The organism is Pseudomonas tritici, assembly GCF_014268275.3.
In the GTDB taxonomy this organism is placed as follows: domain Bacteria; phylum Pseudomonadota; class Gammaproteobacteria; order Pseudomonadales; family Pseudomonadaceae; genus Aquipseudomonas; species Aquipseudomonas tritici.
Genome location: NZ_CP077084.1, coordinates 5,823,832 through 5,839,079 on the forward strand (window position 1 = coordinate 5,823,832; position 15,248 = coordinate 5,839,079).

Annotated in this window: 16 protein-coding genes; 2 read left to right on the forward strand and 14 right to left on the reverse strand. The window is 60.8% G+C overall.

Annotated elements, in window-relative coordinates; genetic code table 11:
* Positions 1 to 36 precede the first annotated feature (36 nt).
* Positions 37 to 684, forward strand: coding sequence for a 2-polyprenyl-3-methyl-6-methoxy-1,4-benzoquinone monooxygenase (gene coq7 / locus HU722_RS26785; RefSeq protein WP_065871769.1), 648 nt, complete (start codon positions 37 to 39; stop codon positions 682 to 684).
* Between the two features lie 70 nt (positions 685 to 754).
* On the opposite strand, the gene HU722_RS26790 is transcribed toward coq7, so the two are convergent.
* Positions 755 to 1,177 (reverse strand): OsmC family protein, encoded by a 423-nt coding sequence (locus HU722_RS26790; protein WP_005792019.1) that lies wholly within the window; start codon positions 1,175 to 1,177, stop codon positions 755 to 757.
* Positions 1,178 to 1,423: 246 nt separating this feature from the next.
* Between HU722_RS26790 and crp the strand changes: the two genes are divergently transcribed.
* Positions 1,424 to 2,068 (forward strand): cAMP-activated global transcriptional regulator CRP, encoded by a 645-nt coding sequence (gene crp / locus HU722_RS26795; RefSeq protein WP_065871978.1) that lies wholly within the window; start codon positions 1,424 to 1,426, stop codon positions 2,066 to 2,068.
* Here crp and HU722_RS26800 read toward each other — a convergent pair.
* The 13 genes from HU722_RS26800 to HU722_RS26860 form a co-directional block, all read right to left on the reverse strand.
* Positions 2,065 to 2,760 (reverse strand): lipoate--protein ligase family protein, encoded by a 696-nt coding sequence (locus tag HU722_RS26800; RefSeq protein ID WP_065881616.1) that lies wholly within the window; start codon positions 2,758 to 2,760, stop codon positions 2,065 to 2,067. The two genes, crp and HU722_RS26800, sit on opposite strands and share 4 nt — an antisense overlap.
* Positions 2,761 to 2,935: 175 nt before the next feature.
* Positions 2,936 to 3,772: an indole-3-glycerol phosphate synthase TrpC gene (gene trpC, locus HU722_RS26805; RefSeq protein ID WP_065871771.1), complete on the reverse strand. Its 837-nt coding sequence runs from the start codon at positions 3,770 to 3,772 to the stop codon at positions 2,936 to 2,938.
* The gene (trpD, locus tag HU722_RS26810) at positions 3,769 to 4,818 is read right to left on the reverse strand and encodes an anthranilate phosphoribosyltransferase (RefSeq protein WP_049711281.1); all 1,050 of its coding nucleotides are present in this window, start codon (positions 4,816 to 4,818) and stop codon (positions 3,769 to 3,771) included. The genes trpC and trpD overlap by 4 nt, the downstream gene beginning before the upstream one ends.
* A 9-nt stretch (positions 4,819 to 4,827) precedes the next feature.
* Entirely contained in the window at positions 4,828 to 5,421 is a 594-nt protein-coding gene (locus HU722_RS26815) for an aminodeoxychorismate/anthranilate synthase component II (protein ID WP_049711280.1), read from the reverse strand.
* Positions 5,422 to 5,430: 9 nt separating this feature from the next.
* Positions 5,431 to 6,912, reverse strand: a complete 1,482-nt coding sequence (trpE, locus tag HU722_RS26820) for an anthranilate synthase component I (protein WP_065871773.1) — start codon at positions 6,910 to 6,912, stop codon at positions 5,431 to 5,433.
* A 70-nt stretch (positions 6,913 to 6,982) separates the two neighbouring features.
* Complete coding sequence (locus HU722_RS26825) at positions 6,983 to 7,801, reverse strand: phosphoglycolate phosphatase (protein WP_065871774.1); 819 nt, start codon at positions 7,799 to 7,801, stop codon at positions 6,983 to 6,985.
* The gene (gene rpe / locus HU722_RS26830; protein ID WP_034101050.1) at positions 7,798 to 8,472 is read right to left on the reverse strand and encodes a ribulose-phosphate 3-epimerase; all 675 of its coding nucleotides are present in this window, start codon (positions 8,470 to 8,472) and stop codon (positions 7,798 to 7,800) included. The genes HU722_RS26825 and rpe overlap by 4 nt, the downstream gene beginning before the upstream one ends.
* 84 nt (positions 8,473 to 8,556) lie before the next feature.
* Entirely contained in the window at positions 8,557 to 9,705 is a 1,149-nt protein-coding gene (locus HU722_RS26835) for an iron-containing alcohol dehydrogenase (protein ID WP_065871775.1), read from the reverse strand.
* Between the two features lie 202 nt (positions 9,706 to 9,907).
* The gene (locus HU722_RS26840; protein WP_003176462.1) at positions 9,908 to 10,732 is read right to left on the reverse strand and encodes an ABC transporter permease; all 825 of its coding nucleotides are present in this window, start codon (positions 10,730 to 10,732) and stop codon (positions 9,908 to 9,910) included.
* A 12-nt stretch (positions 10,733 to 10,744) separates the two neighbouring features.
* Positions 10,745 to 11,992 (reverse strand): ABC transporter permease, encoded by a 1,248-nt coding sequence (locus HU722_RS26845; RefSeq protein WP_065880128.1) that lies wholly within the window; start codon positions 11,990 to 11,992, stop codon positions 10,745 to 10,747.
* A gap of 213 nt (positions 11,993 to 12,205) precedes the next feature.
* Positions 12,206 to 13,246, reverse strand: coding sequence for an ABC transporter substrate-binding protein (locus HU722_RS26850; RefSeq protein ID WP_065871778.1), 1,041 nt, complete (start codon positions 13,244 to 13,246; stop codon positions 12,206 to 12,208).
* A gap of 44 nt (positions 13,247 to 13,290) precedes the next feature.
* Positions 13,291 to 14,403 carry an ABC transporter ATP-binding protein gene (locus HU722_RS26855; protein WP_065871779.1) on the reverse strand — a complete coding sequence of 371 codons (1,113 nt, stop codon included), beginning with the start codon at positions 14,401 to 14,403 and terminating at the stop codon, positions 13,291 to 13,293.
* A gap of 214 nt (positions 14,404 to 14,617) precedes the next feature.
* A complete protein-coding gene (locus tag HU722_RS26860) occupies positions 14,618 to 15,247 on the reverse strand; it encodes a response regulator (RefSeq protein WP_049711271.1) in 630 nt (209 codons plus the stop codon).
* Position 15,248 lies beyond the last annotated feature (1 nt).

Genomic DNA, 15,248 nt, shown 5'->3' on the forward strand with positions numbered 1-15,248 from the left:
GTAAACTGGCCGCCGAGATTCTTCCCGGAGGTCAGCATGACTACCCAACGTCACTACTCGCCGATTGACCGTTTGTTGCTGCAAGCCGACACGGCCATGCGCACGCTGCTGCCATTCAGCGGCCAACCGTATCGCCCCTCGCCCGCCATCGTGCGCCCCGACGCCCAGATGAGTGAGACCGAGACCCGCCACGTCGCCGGCCTGATGCGCATCAACCACACCGGTGAAGTCTGTGCCCAGGCGCTGTACCAGGGCCAGGCGCTGACCGCCAAGTTGCCGCAGGTACGCGCCGCCATGGAACATGCCGCCGAAGAGGAAATCGATCACCTGGCCTGGTGCGAGCAGCGCATTCGCCAACTCGGCAGCCATCCCAGCGTGCTGAACCCGCTGTTTTATGGCTTGTCGTTTGGTATCGGCGCTGCTGCCGGGCTGATCAGCGACAAGGTCAGCCTGGGTTTTGTCGCGGCGACCGAGCGTCAGGTGTGCAAGCACCTGGATGAGCATCTGGAACAACTGCCGGCGGAAGACGAAAAGTCCCGGGCGATTCTTGAGCAGATGCGTATCGATGAAGAACACCACGCCGAAAGCGCACTGGATGCTGGCGGTTTCCGCTTCCCGGCGCCGGTAAGGTTAGGCATGAGCCTCTTGGCCAAGGTCATGACCAAAAGCACCTATCGTATCTAAGCGTATAAAATCCAGGCCAAAAAAAGGGCGCCGTCACAGCGCCCTTTCTTTTTGCCTGCCGATTGAGCGATCAGCCCAATTCGATGATTTCGTAATCATGGGTGATGGCCACACCGGCCGCGCCGAGCATGATCGACGCCGAGCAGTACTTCTCAGCCGACAGCTCGATAGCACGCTTGACCTGGGCTTCCTTCAACGCCCGGCCCTTCACCACGAAATGCATATGGATCTTGGTGAATACCTTGGGATCTTCGGTGGCGCGCTCGGCTTCCAGGAAGGCTTCGCAGCTTTCCACGGCCTGGCGAGACTTTTTCAGAATGCTGACCACGTCGAAATTGCTGCAACCGCCTACACCGAGCAGGAGCATTTCCATCGGGCGTACGCCCAGGTTACGGCCACCGGCTTCCGGCGGGCCGTCCATGACCACCACGTGGCCACTGCCCGACTCACCGAGGAACATGGCTTCGCCCGCCCATTGGATGCGTGCCTTCATCGCCCAGACTCCACTGCTAAAAAAGGGTCGCCAGCTTAGCACAGGGCCCGCACGCGTCAGCGTTTCACGCAAAAGCGATCAATAGCAGGGTTTGCGCTGAAAATGAGCTAATCGAGACAGGATGTGTCTGTTAAGCTGGCGCCAAATGAGTGGCGCATCGCCACCATTTATACAACGTGTATCAATGCCGATACCGACGAATACAACAACTCCAACTACCTCGCGCAGTTTTTTCGGGATACAACCATGGTTGCCCTTACTCCCATATCCAAGATCAAGAATCTCGACAAACTGTTGATGCACTGCCAGCGCCGTCGCCATCCGGCCAAGCACAACATCATCTGCGCCGGCGAACGTTCAGAAACACTGTTCTTCATTATCAAAGGCTCGGTCACCATTCTGATCGAGGATGAAGACGGCCGCGAAATGATCATCGCCTACCTGAACACCGGAGATTTTTTTGGGGAGCTGGGGCTGTTCGAACAAGCCGGCAAGGAACAGAAACGCAGCGCCTGGGTGCGTGCCAAGATCGAGTGCGAAGTGGCTGAGATCAGCTACGCCAAATTCCGCGAACTGGCCCAGCAGGATCCCGACATCCTCTACGCCCTCAGCGGGCAGATTGCCCAGCGCCTGCGTGACACCACGCGCAAGGTCGGCGACCTGGCATTCTTTGATGTCACCGGCCGAGTAGCGCGCTGCCTGCTGGAGTTGTGCAAACAGCCCGACGCCATGACTCACCCCGACGGCATGCAGATCAAGGTCACACGCCAGGAAATCGGGCGCATTGTCGGCTGTTCACGGGAGATGGTCGGTCGCGTGCTCAAGGACTTGGAAGAGCGCAGTCTGGTGCACGTCAAAGGCAAGACGATGGTGGTGTTCGGCACCCGTTAACCCGGCAGGACGCTGGCCAGCATTTGACGATACAAGGTATCCAGCCGGCTGATCGCATCCGGTGCTGGGAAGGCTTCGTGCAGAGCGATATGGCTGTCGGCGCGAACCCGCTGCTCGAGACCGCAGGCTTCGTTGAAGCGGTTGACCGCCGCGATCAACGCATCCCGGTCGTTATCCAGCAACAAGGCACCGTGCACCAACCCCACCGGGCGGCCACCGCTTTGGCGCCAGCGCTGCGCGGTGCCGACCATTTTGCGGCCGTTAAGGTTGACGTTGTAGCGACCGTCGCAAAATGCCCCGTCGATTTCGCCGACAGAGGCGTCGCCACCCAGCTCGATCAGCAAGTCGCAGATCGGCTGGCATAAACGCAAGTAGCCGGTTTCGATGCGGTTCTGATCGCCCTCGCTGCGCGGTGGCGCGTAGACCAGGGCGATATTGACCGTGGCACTTGATTGCGGCACCGGCTCACCACCGGTCTCGCGTAGCAATACAGGCCAACCGGCGGCGGCCGAAACCTGGCTGGCGGTTTCGAACGCCGGCAGCCGACTTAAACGACGTGGCATCACCAAGGCTTGATCGCTGGGTTGCCAGAACAGCAGGCCGAATTCCTGCTCACCAGCGCAAACGGCTGCCAGCAAGGCTTGCTCGGCGGCCAGCCCAGCTTCAACAGTCATCGACACCGGCTTAGCCATCAAACACCTATATCCCTAGGTAAACACAAAACCAGATGTGGGAGCCGGGCTTGCCCGCGATGCAGGCACCTCGGTCCTTCAGTTACTCCGAGGTGATGCTATCGCAGGCAAGCCAGCTCCCACACAAGCCCGCTCCCACATTTAGACCGCACTTCAAATCCTGACCGTGTTCACGTCAGTCTAATGTCGAACCACTGACCGCCACACCACGCTCCGGGAAGAACAGACGCTGCAACTCCGCCCCAGGGTTCTCGGCACGCATGAAGGTCTCACCCACCAGGAACGAATACACACCACTGATCTCCATCAACTCCACATCAGCACGGTTGGCGATGCCACTCTCGGTGATCACCAATCGGTCGCGCGGAATTCGCGGCAGCAGGTCCAGTGTGTTTTCCAGGCTGACTTCGAAGGTGTGCAGGTTACGGTTGTTGACGCCCACCAGCGGTGTGTCGAGGGTTTTAAGTGCGCGTTCCAGCTCATCGCCGTCGTGCACTTCCACCAACACATCCAGGCCGACGCTTTTGGCCACGGCCGCCAGTTCGGCCATCTTCACGTCATCCAGGGCGGAAACGATCAGCAACACGCAGTCAGCGCCCAACGCACGGGCTTCGACGATCTGGTACGGGTCGACCATGAAGTCCTTGCGGATCACCGGCAACTTGCACGCGGCGCGGGCTTGCTGCAGGAACAGGTCGGAACCCTGGAAGTAGTCGATATCGGTCAGTACTGACAGGCAGGTGGCCCCGCCCTTCTCATAGCTCTTGGCAATGTCTTCAGGAATGAAGATCTCGCGAATCACGCCCTTGCTGGGCGAAGCCTTTTTGATTTCAGCAATGACGGCGGGCTGCTTTTCCCTGGCCTGCTTGATAAGCGCATTGGCGAAGCCACGCGGCGCATCAGCGATCTTTGCCTGAGCTTCCAGTTCGGCGAGGCTCACTCGGGCGCGGCGCTCGGCGACTTCTTCAGCCTTGCGCGCCAGGATCTTTTCCAGAACGGTTGGCACACTCATCCTTCATTCTCCATCTTGAATACCGCGGTGAATGCTCCCAGCTCTTCCAGCTTCTCGCGAGCCAGGCCGGTGTGCAGCGCATCGTGGGCCAAGGCGACCCCTTCCTTAAGACTATAGGCATGGTCGGCTGCATAAAGTGCCGCGCCAGCATTCAAAACAATCATCTCAGCGGCTTTTTGACCATTCTCGGTCTTGCGACGCCCCAAGGCATCGCGGATCAGCTCGAGGGACGCCGCCGGGCTTTCCACTGCCAGGCCGTGCAGGCTCTGGCTCTTCATGCCCAAATCTTCCGGCTCGACCCAGTACTCTGTGACTTGGTCATCTTTGAGCTCCGCCACGAAGGTCGGTGCCGCCAGGCTGAATTCGTCCAGGCCATCCTTGGAATGCACCACCAGCACATGCTTGCTGCCCATGCGCTGCAACACTTCCGCCAACGGCCGGCACAGCGCCTGGCTGAATACGCCCACCACCTGGTGCTTCACACCGGCCGGATTCGTAAGCGGGCCGAGCATGTTGAACAGGGTGCGCAGGCCGAGGTCCTTGCGCGGGCCAGCAGCGTGTTTCATTGCGCCATGGTGGGATTGGGCAAACATGAAGCCGATGCCGACGTTATCGATGCAGCGCGCCACTTGGACCGGCGTCAGGTTCAGGTAGATGCCGGCAGCTTCCAGCAAGTCGGCACTGCCGCTCTTGCCAGACACTGCACGGTTGCCGTGCTTGGCCACGGTGCATCCGGCCGCCGCGACCACAAACGATGCGGCCGTCGACACGTTGAAGATGTTGGCACCATCACCGCCGGTGCCGACCACGTCGACCACGCCGTCGAGGGTCTTGAGCTCAACCTTGTCCGCCAGCTCGCGCATCACCGACACGGCGCCGACGATCTCGTCGATGCTCTCGCTCTTCATACGCATTGCCATCATGAAGGCGCCGATCTGCGCATCGGTGCATTGACCGGTCATGATCTCGCGCATCACATCGCTCATTTCAGCGGTGCTCAGGTCCAGATGGCCGACGATACGGCTCAGGGCAGTCTTGATATCCATGGAAAGTCCTTAGCGCGTGCCGCCGCTCTGCTTGAGAAAATTAGCGAACAGCTCGTAGCCCTGCTCGGTCAGGATCGACTCGGGGTGAAATTGCACCCCTTCGATATTCAGTGTCTTGTGGCGCAGGCCCATGATCTCGTCGACCGAGCCGTCTTCCAGCTGGGTCCAGGCGGTCAGTTCCAGGCACTCCGGCAGGGTTTCACGCTTGACCACCAACGAGTGGTAGCGGGTTACCGTCACCGGCAGGTTCAGCCCGTGAAACACACCCACGTCATTATGGAACACCGGGCTGGTCTTGCCGTGCATCACCTGGCGCGCGCGCACCACGTCACCGCCAAACGCCTGGCCGATGGACTGGTGGCCCAGGCACACGCCCAGGATCGGCAGCTTGCCGGCGAAATACTTGATCGCTTCGAGGGAAATACCCGCTTCGGTCGGCGTGCAGGGGCCTGGCGACACCACGATGCGCTCCGGATTCAGCGCAGCGATTTCAGCCACGGTCAGTTCGTCGTTGCGCACTACCTTGACCTCGGCACCGAGCTCACCCAGGTACTGCACAACGTTGTAGGTAAAGGAGTCGTAGTTATCAATCATCAGTAACATGGGGAAACCTCAAGAATTGGGGGTCTGTTCAGCCAGCGCAACGGCGCGGAACATCGCGCGGCGCTTGTTCAGGGTTTCTTCCCATTCGAGGGCCGGCACCGAGTCGGCGACAATCCCGCCACCGGCCTGCACGTGCAGCTCCCCGTCCTTGATCACGGCCGTGCGGATTGCAATGGCCGTGTCCATGTTGCCGTTCCAGGCGAAATACCCCACGGCGCCGCCGTAGACACCGCGCTTGACCGGCTCCAACTCGTCGATGATTTCCATCGCACGGATCTTCGGCGCGCCCGACAAGGTGCCCGCCGGCAGGATCGCGCGCAGTGCGTCCATCGCCGTCAAGCCGGCTTTCAGCTCGCCGGTGACGTTGGACACAATGTGCATCACGTTGGAATAACGCTCGATCACCATCTTCTCAGTGAGCTTGACCGAACCGATTTCCGAGACGCGCCCGGTGTCGTTACGGCCCAGGTCGATGAGCATCAGGTGCTCGGCAATTTCCTTGTCGTCGCTCAGCAGGTCTTCTTCCAGCGCCAAATCCGCCTCTTCAGTCGCGCCACGTGGGCGCGTCCCGGCGATCGGGCGCACGGTGATCAGGTTGTCTTCGACGCGCACCAGCACCTCCGGCGAACTGCCCACCACGTGGAAGTCACCAAAGTTGAAAAAGTACATGTACGGCGTCGGGTTAAAGCAGCGCAATGCGCGATACAGATCGATCGGCGCGGCCTTGAAGTCGATGGACATGCGTTGCGACGGCACCACCTGCATGCAGTCACCGGCGAGGATGTATTCCTTGATGGTATCGACGGCGCGCTCGTAGTCATCCTGGGTAAAGCTGGAGCGGAAAACCGGGTCGGCTGCCGGTGGACGACTGAGGTCCAGGCCGCGACGCGGGGTGATCGGCTGGCGCAGTTTTTCCAGCAGCGCTTCGAGGCTGGCCAGGCCGCTCTCGAAAGCGTCGGCCTGGGCCGGGTCGGCGAGCACAATCGCGTGCATTTTGCCGGCGAGGTTGTCGAACACCACCACCGCGTCGGAGACCATTAGCAGAATGTCCGGGACACCCAATGGATCCGGGTTCGGGCACTTGCCCAGGCGTTTTTCCACGTAACGCACACAGTCGTAACCGAAGTAACCCACCAGGCCACCGTTGAAACGCGGCAGACCCGGGATGGTCGGCACGTTGTAACGCGCTTTGAACGCCTCGACGAACGCCAGCGGGTCTTCTACATCGTGGCTTTCGATCTCGACGCCATCATGGGTAATGCTCACATGATGGTCGTGCACACGCAGCACGGTGCGGCACGGCAGGCCGATGATCGAGTAACGGCCCCACTTCTCGCCGCCCTGTACGGACTCGAGCAAGTAGGAATTGGGCTCGTCGGCCAGTTTCAGGTAGATCGACAGCGGCGTGTCGAAGTCGGCCAGCGTTTCGCAGGCCAGGGGAATGCGGTTGTAGCCGGCAGCGGCCAAACGCAGGAATTCTTCGCGGGTCATGATGTGCCTCGTGGCTTGAGGGTCTAACAGTCAGGTATGCAAACGTGCCGCATAGCGCGGCCAGGATCAGTCAGGCGCGCCAACGCCAGCGGGCCAGGGCCTTGATGACTTTCATCCAGAGTTTGCGAGTGACCACCACGATGGAATTTCCAGAAGGGGACGGATCGGTATCGGGCAACGTTATCTCAGCGCCCGCTCCCAAGCAACCGGGGATTAACAGGCGCAGGTCATCAATTACCAATGAAGGCGACTCTTCGGCAATCGGCCGGCCATGGTTGTAGCCGTAACTGAGGGCCACACACTGCACGCCCGCGGCCTTTGCCGCCAGCACATCACTGCGCGAATCACCCACAAACAGCGACTGCGAGGCCGGGATATTGGCCATTTTCATCACGAAAAAGAGCGCCGCCGGGTCGGGTTTTTTCTGCGGCAAGGTATCGCCACCGATGATCCAGCGGAAATACCGGCCGATTTTCATCTGGTCCAACAGCGGCGCGACGAAGCGTTCCGGCTTGTTGGTGATGAGGGCCATTTCCACGCCCTGCTTGCTCAGCCACTTGAGGGTGTCACGCACGCCGGGGTAAACCACGGTCAGTTCGTGGCCGTCTTCATAGGCGGCGTTGAACAGTTCCAGGGCGTGTTCGGCCTCCACCTCATCCACCCCTTGGGCATCAATGTTGTCGGCCAACGCCCGGCGCACCAGCATCTGCGCGCCGTTGCCCACCCACTCGCGCACCGACTCGATCCCGGCGGGCTTGCGTCCCAGCTTGAGCAGCATCTCGTCCACCGCCGCCGCCAGGTCGGGCACCGAGTCGATCAAGGTACCGTCCAGATCGAACATCACCAGCCGTGGCAATTTGCCGGGGAACAGTTGCTCAAAGCCACTCACGGACGTGCCAGCGCCAATTCGGCGCGCATCTTGGCGATGACTTCCTGGTAGTCCGGCGCGTTGAAGATCGCCGAGCCGGCCACAAAGGTGTCGGCGCCAGCCGCTGCGATTTCGCGGATGTTATTGACGTTGACCCCGCCGTCGATTTCCAGGCGGATGTCACGGCCAGAAGCGTCGATCAACGCACGGGCTTCGCGCAGTTTGTCGAGGGTGCCGGGGATGAACTTCTGCCCGCCGAAGCCTGGGTTGACGCTCATCAGCAGGACCATGTCGACCTTGTCCATCACGTATTTGAGCACGTCCAGCGGGGTGGCCGGGTTGAACACCAGGCCCGCCTTGCAGCCGCCTTCGCGGATCAGTTGCAAGGTACGGTCGACGTGCAGCGAGGCTTCCGGGTGGAAAGTGATGTAGGTCGCGCCGGCTTCCACGAAGTCACCGATGATGCGGTCCACCGGGCTGACCATCAGGTGTGCATCAATGGGTGCAGTGATGCCGTACTTGCGCAGCGCGGCGCAGACCATCGGGCCGATGGTCAGGTTGGGCACGTAGTGGTTGTCCATGACATCGAAGTGTACGAAGTCGGCACCGGCGGCCAACACCTTGTCCACTTCCTCACCCAGGCGGGCGAAATCGGCGGAGAGAATCGATGGAGCAATGACGAAGGGCTGCATGACGCACCTTTTTTGAGCTAAATCACGATGGCGCGCATTGTATACCTCATGCTTTGCCGCGCGCACCGTGACCTGGCTCAATGGCTAGTACGCGGCCCGATAGATTTTCTCGATATCGGTTGCGCTGAGCTTGCGCGGGTTGTTGCGCATCAGCCGTTCAATCCCCGCCGCTTCAACAGCCATGGCCGGGATGGCGTCCTCAGGCACCCCGAAACTGTGGAGCCCCGCCGGGATCTCGACAGCGGCACACAGCCGCGTCATTGCCTCGACGGCTTGGTCGGCGGCATCGTTGACGCTCAACCCCGTGACATTCACGCCCATGGCCTGGGCAATGTCCTGCATGCGCTCCACGCAGGCCAACTTGTTCCAGTGCATGACATAGGGCAGCAACAGCGCGTTGCTCACGCCATGGGCGATATTGAAACGTCCACCCAGCGGGTACGCCAATGCATGCACCGCGCCGACCCCGGCATTCCCAAAGGCCATGCCCGCCATCAGGCTGGCGGTGGCCATGTCGTCGCGGGCCTGCAGGTTGGCCGGGTTGGCGTAGGCCTTGGGCAACGCGTTGGCAATCAGCTTGATGGCGCCAATGGCCAATGCATCGGTAATCGGCGAGGCGTTCAGCGACAGGTAGGATTCAATGGCATGCACCAGCGCATCCACGCCGCTGGCGGCGGTGACACTGCGCGGGCAGGTCAGGGTCATTTGCGGGCTGATCAGCGCCACATCCGGCAGTAGATAATCGCTGACGATGCCCTTTTTCAGCTGCGCGACCTTGTCGGAGAGGATCGCCACATTGGTGACTTCCGAGCCGGTGCCGGCTGTGGTGGGAATCGCGATCAGCGGCGGCCCCTTGCGCGGTACCTGGTCGACGCCGAACAAGTCCGCCAGGGCGCCGTGGTAGCCGGCATAGGCGGCCACGCTTTTGGCAATGTCGATGGCACTGCCGCCGCCCAGGCCGATCAAGCCGTCATGCCCGCCGTCGCGGTAGACGCGCATGCAATCTTCGACAATGGCGATTTCCGGGTCCGGCAGCACGCGGTCGAAGATTTCATAGCTGCGTTCGCCCAGGTGTTCGAGTGCCAACGCCACGGTGCCGGACTTGACCAGTGCGGCGTCGGTGACGATCAGCGGGTTATCCACATCCAGGCGCGTGAGCTCAAAGGCCAGTTGTTCGATGGCGCCCGCGCCGGTCAGCAGTTTATGGGCGATCTTGAATGAGGAAGTACTCATGTGCGCGGCCTCTTATTCGGAAATGGGCTGGGACAAGAGTAGCTGATTGAGGCTGGTTGTCTTGCATTCAGCAACTGAATAGACACAGAACCAATGTGGGAGCGGGCTTGCTCGCGAATGCGGTCTGTCGGTCACTAAATGTTTAGCTGACACACCGCGTTCGCGAGCAAGCCCGCTCCCACATTTTGATTTCTGTGTGGCATCAGACCTGCGCAGTGCGCAGTTTCTCGCTTCGCCCACGCAGCCATTCCAGGGTCAGCAACAGCAACACCGAGAAGGCAATCAGCAAGGTCGCCGCCGCCGCAATCGTCGGACTGAGGTTTTCGCGGATGCCGCTGAACATCTGGCGCGGCAGGGTCGCTTGCTCGGGGCCGGCGAGAAACAGCGTGACCACCACCTCATCAAACGAAGTAGCGAAAGCAAACAGCGCCCCGGAAATCACCCCTGGTGCGATCAATGGCAAGGTCACCCGGCGAAACGCGGTCAATGGCGAAGCACCGAGACTGGCCGCCGCCCGCACCAGGTTATGGTTGAACCCCTGCAAGGTCGCCGACACGGTGATGATCACAAATGGCACGCCCAACACCGCGTGCACCACGATCAGCGAGAAAAAGCTGTTGCCCAGGCCCAGTGGCGCAAAGAACAGGTAACTGGCCACGCCAATGATCACCACCGGCACCACCATCGGCGAAATCACCAGCGCCATAACCAGCGCCTTACCGGGGAAATTCCCACGGGTCAGGCCAATCGCTGCCAAGGTGCCGAACACCATGGCCAGCACCGTGGCCGCTGGCGCAACGATGATGCTGTTCTTGAGTGCACGCATCCACTCGGCCGAGGCGAAGAAGTCGTGGTACCACTGCAGCGAGAAGCCTTGCAGCGGGTACACCAGGAAACTGCCGCTGTTGAACGACAGCGGGATGATCACCAGCACCGGCAGTATCAAAAACAACAGGATCAAGCCGCAGAGGATCCGCAAGCTGTAGAACCAGACCCGCTCAACGGGCGACATATAAGGGCTCAGCATCGCAAGGTCTCCTTAGCTCAGGCGCAGGCGACTGGCGCCCACCAGCCGGTTGTAGATCAGGTACAGCACCACGGTCGCCAGCAGCAGCAAGCCGCCCAACGCCGTCGCCATGCCCCAGTTAATGCTGGTGTTGGTGTAGAACGCCACGAAGTAGCTGACCATCTGGTCGTTCGGGCTGCCGAGCAGCGCCGGAGTGATGTAGTAACCAATTGCCAGGATGAACACCAACAGGCAACCGGCGCCCACGCCGGCGTAGGTCTGCGGGAAGTACACGCGCCAGAAGCTGGCGAACGGATGGCAGCCCAGGGAAATCGCTGCACGCATATAAGTGGGCGAAATACCCTTCATCACGCTGTAGATCGGCAAGATCATGAACGGCAGCAGGATGTGCACCATGGAGATGTAGACCCCGGTGCGGTTGAATACCAGTTCCAGAGGTGTGTCGATCAGGCCCATGCCTATCAGTGCACTGTTGATCAGGCCGCCGGATTGCAGCAGTACGATCCATGCCGCTACCCGCACCAGGATCGAGGTCCAGAACGGCAGCAACACCAGGATCATCAGCAAGTTGCTTTTACGCGCCGGCAAATTGGCCAGCAAATAGGCCAAGGGATAAGCCAGCAGCAGGCAGATGGTGGTGATCACCAGACCCATCCAGAAGGTGCGCGCAAAAATGTCCAGGTAGATCGCTTGGTCTGGCGTGGCCGGCGCCACTTCGCCGAGGTCATCGATACGGTGATCGACGGCCGCCAACAAATAGAACGGCGTCAGGCTGCTGGTGTTACGCCGGATCGCCTGCCAGTACGCCGGGTCGCCCCAGCGTTCGTCGAGGTTTTCCAACGCTTCTTTATAAGAGGCCGGCGTTTCGCTGAACGGCAGCGCCCGCGCGGTTTTGGTCAGCAGGCTGCGGTAGCCGGCCAGTTCCATGTTCAGGCGCTTGGACAGATCGCCCAGGGTCTGGTTTTTGCGCGCTTCGCCCAGGTCTTCACTGAGGGCCTGGTACACCGGCTCGCCCGGCAGGCCGCGACCATCCCAGGCCGTCACCGCCACCACGGTGCGCGGCAGACCGCCCACCACTTCCGGGTTGCCCACGCTTTTGTAGAGCAGCGCAACGATCGGCACCAGGAACACCAGCAGCAAAAACAGCACCAGCGGCGCAATCAAGGCCTGGGCCTTCCAGCGGTTAAGCCGCTCGGCACGCGCAAGGCGCTGCTTGAGGGTGGGGCTGTTGACCTCGTTCGAGGGAACGGCGATGGCCATGGCTGACTCCGAAAATCTGAAAAAAGACTACACCTATGGCTGGGCTCTGATTTGTAGTGAACGGGCTTGCCCCGCGCTGGCGGCGAAGCAGCCCCTATTACAGTCACCGCTTTCCGTCAGACAGAATGCAGTGCCTGGTTTGGGGCTGCTTCGCAGCCCAGCGCGGGGCAAGCCCGCTCACTACAACAAGCCTATCCACCACAGCAGGCGGTGTTACTTGGCAGCCCAGGAATTGAAGCGCTGCTCGAGCTGCTCACCGTTATCCGCCCAGAAGCTCACGTCGATCTGCACCTGGTTGGCGATGTTCTCCGGGGTGGTCGGCATATCCTTGAGGATGTCCTTGGCCAGCAACGGCACGGCTTGGGTGTTGGCCGGGCCGTAGGCGATGTTTTCCGAGTAGATCTTCTGCTGCTGCGGTTGCACCGAGAACGCGATGAATTTCTTCGCTGCTTCGGCACGGTCCTTGGCCAGGCCTTTAGGAATGGCCCATGCGTCGAAGTCGTAGATGCCGCCGTTCCACACCACTTTCAGGTTGCTTTCTTTTTGCACAGCGGCGATGCGGCCGTTGTAGGCCGAGCTCATCACTACGTCACCCGAGGCCAGGTATTGCGGCGGTTGTGCACCCGCTTCCCACCACTGGATCGACGGTTTGAGTTCGTCGAGTTTCTTGAACGCACGGTCCTGGCCATCTTTGCCGGCCAACACTTTGTAGACGTCCTTCGGCGCGACGCCGTCGGCCATCAAAGCGAATTCCAGGGTGTACTTGGCGCCTTTACGCAGGCCACGCTTGCCGGGGAATTTCTTTGTGTCCCAGAAATCCGCCCAACTGGTTGGCGCGGAGGTCAGTTTGTCAGCGTTGTAGGCCAGCACGGTCGACCATACGAAAAAGCCCACGCCGCAAGGCTGAATGGCGCCCTTCACGTAGTCGGCGGTATTGCCGAACAGTTTCGGGTCCAGCGGTTCGAACATGTCCTCGTCGCAGCCACGGGACAGCTCCGGGGATTCCACTTCCACCAGGTCCCAGGACACGCTCTTGGTGTCGACCATGGCTTTGACCTTAGCCATTTCACCGTTGTACTCACCGGCGACGATCTTGCCGTTGCCCGCGCTCTCCCACGGTGCGTAGAAAGCCTTGACCTGAGCGGCCTTATTCGCGCCACCAAAGGACACGACGGTCAGGTCCGGGCCTGCCATGGCCTGTGTCGCGCCCATCAAGCTCAAGGCCAGGGCTGAATATTTAAGGGATCTCAACATTGTTGTTCTCTCCACGTGCAGGGTTGGTGAAGCCATGGGGGCGATCAATTCGCCTCTAGAAGTGGGTCGAGTGCGCGAACGTGCTCGACTTGCCAGCCAATCGGTACCACGTCGCCGACCGCCAATGCTGGGTCCAGCTCGGCAATCGGTTGTTTCACAAAAAAATCGGCTTTGCCGCAGACTTCCAGGCGCACACGCACGTGGTCGCCCAGGTAGATGAATTCCGCCACCCGCCCAGAGAAGCGGTTGACGCAACTTTCGCTGGAACCATTGAGGCTGACGCGTTCCGGGCGCACCGACAGGGTCACCGGGCCGCCGATCTGGCCGACGTTGACCGCCAGTGCCTCGACCTTCTCGCCACGTGCCAGCTCCACCACGCAGCGCTCGCCGGTGTGGCTGTGCAGGCGACCATTGAGGCGGTTGTTCTCGCCGATGAAGTTGGCAACAAAGGTGTTCTTCGGTTCTTCGTACAAGGTGCGCGGCGCGGCGATCTGCTGGATTTCGCCCTGGTGGAACACCGCCACGCGGTCGGACATGGTCAGCGCTTCGCCTTGGTCGTGGGTCACGTACACCACGGTCACGCCGAGGCGCTGGTGCAGGTGCTTGATCTCCATCTGCATGTGTTCGCGCAGTTGCTTGTCGAGGGCGCCGAGAGGTTCGTCCATCAGTACCAGCTGCGGCTCGAACACCAACGCACGGGCCAGGGCCACGCGCTGTTGCTGGCCGCCGGAGAGTTGCGCCGGGTAGCGCTGGGCGAAGGCGTCGAGCTGGACCATGCTCAGCACGCGTTTGACCCGCTCACTGATATCGGTCTTGCTCAAGCCGCGCACCGACAGCGGGAACGCCAGGTTCTCGGCGACGGTCATGTGCGGGAACAGCGCGTAGTTCTGGAACACCATGCCGATGTCGCGCTTGTGCGGCGGCACGTTGTTGATGGAGCGACCGGCCAGCTGGATCTCGCCTGCCGTCGGCGTTTCAAAGCCGGCCAGCATCATCAGGCTGGTGGTCTTGCCCGAACCGGAAGGCCCGAGCAAGGTGAGGAACTCGCCCTTGCGAATCTCCAGGTTGAGGTCTTTGACGATCAGGTTCTCGCCGTCGTAGCTCTTCTGCACGCCACGAAAGCTGACCAGCACATCATTTGAATCCACCTCGCTCATACCCGCACCTTTGTATTTTGGACTGCTGTGAGACAAGCGTAGTCCAGGCGCGAGCCCCCGGAAATCGGGGGCCAGGAGAGAATCGCATCAGCCGGATGGAAGGTTTGGGGTAGGGATCGCCCTACACCGATGGCGGGGATGGGACAGTGCAACGGCGCCATGCGCCGGGAATGGGTTCAGCGCCTCTCACCGGTAGTCGCAAACAGGCATGTCATCACAACAACTTGTGCTCCATGGCGTACTTCACCAGTTCAGCCAGCGAAGTGATATGGAGTTTTTGCATCAACCGCGCCTTGTGGGTGCTGATGGTCTTGCTGCTCAACGCCAACTGCTGGGCGATATCGTTGACGTTGGCGCCCTGGGCCAAGCGTTCGAATACCGAGAACTCGCGCTCCGACAGCAGCGAGTGCAGCGGCCGGGTATCGGTGAGGCCGACTTCGAAAACCATGCGGTCGGCCAGGTCCGGGTCGATATAACGCCCACCGGCCGCCACCTTGCGAATCGCCGTGAGCAACAGCGCCGGATCGCTGTCCTTGGTGGCATAACCCGCGGCGCCGACCTTCAAGGCACGGGCGGCCATTTGCGCTTCGTCGTGCATCGACAGCACGAGGATCGCCGGCGGATTGTTCAGCGCACGGATGCGAGCAATCGCCTCCAAGCCGTTGACGCCAGGCATTGAGATATCCAGCAACACCACTTCACACGGCACATGGCGCAAGGTCTCCAGCAGTTGCTCGCCATTGCTCGCTTCGCCAACGACCAACAGGTCTTTGGCCAGGCCGATCAATTGCTTGATGCCTTCACGAACGATGGTGTGGTCTTCAGCTACCAGTACGCGGATCACA

What these genes read in the sequence shown, in the direction of transcription:
- coq7 (WP_065871769.1), top strand. Translation starts at nt 37, where the DNA reads ATGACTACCCAACGTCACTACTCGCCGATTGACCGTTTGTTGCTGCAA.
- HU722_RS26790 (WP_005792019.1), bottom strand. Translation starts at nt 1,177, where the DNA reads ATGAAGGCACGCATCCAATGGGCGGGCGAAGCCATGTTCCTCGGTGAG.
- crp (WP_065871978.1), top strand. Translation starts at nt 1,424, where the DNA reads ATGGTTGCCCTTACTCCCATATCCAAGATCAAGAATCTCGACAAACTG.
- HU722_RS26800 (WP_065881616.1), bottom strand. Translation starts at nt 2,760, where the DNA reads ATGGCTAAGCCGGTGTCGATGACTGTTGAAGCTGGGCTGGCCGCCGAG.
- trpC (WP_065871771.1), bottom strand. Translation starts at nt 3,772, where the DNA reads ATGAGTGTGCCAACCGTTCTGGAAAAGATCCTGGCGCGCAAGGCTGAA.
- trpD (WP_049711281.1), bottom strand. Translation starts at nt 4,818, where the DNA reads ATGGATATCAAGACTGCCCTGAGCCGTATCGTCGGCCATCTGGACCTG.
- HU722_RS26815 (WP_049711280.1), bottom strand. Translation starts at nt 5,421, where the DNA reads ATGTTACTGATGATTGATAACTACGACTCCTTTACCTACAACGTTGTG.
- trpE (WP_065871773.1), bottom strand. Translation starts at nt 6,912, where the DNA reads ATGACCCGCGAAGAATTCCTGCGTTTGGCCGCTGCCGGCTACAACCGC.
- rpe (WP_034101050.1), bottom strand. Translation starts at nt 8,472, where the DNA reads ATGCAGCCCTTCGTCATTGCTCCATCGATTCTCTCCGCCGATTTCGCC.
- HU722_RS26835 (WP_065871775.1), bottom strand. Translation starts at nt 9,705, where the DNA reads ATGAGTACTTCCTCATTCAAGATCGCCCATAAACTGCTGACCGGCGCG.
- HU722_RS26840 (WP_003176462.1), bottom strand. Translation starts at nt 10,732, where the DNA reads ATGCTGAGCCCTTATATGTCGCCCGTTGAGCGGGTCTGGTTCTACAGC.
- HU722_RS26845 (WP_065880128.1), bottom strand. Translation starts at nt 11,992, where the DNA reads ATGGCCATCGCCGTTCCCTCGAACGAGGTCAACAGCCCCACCCTCAAG.
- HU722_RS26850 (WP_065871778.1), bottom strand. Translation starts at nt 13,246, where the DNA reads ATGTTGAGATCCCTTAAATATTCAGCCCTGGCCTTGAGCTTGATGGGC.
- HU722_RS26855 (WP_065871779.1), bottom strand. Translation starts at nt 14,403, where the DNA reads ATGAGCGAGGTGGATTCAAATGATGTGCTGGTCAGCTTTCGTGGCGTG.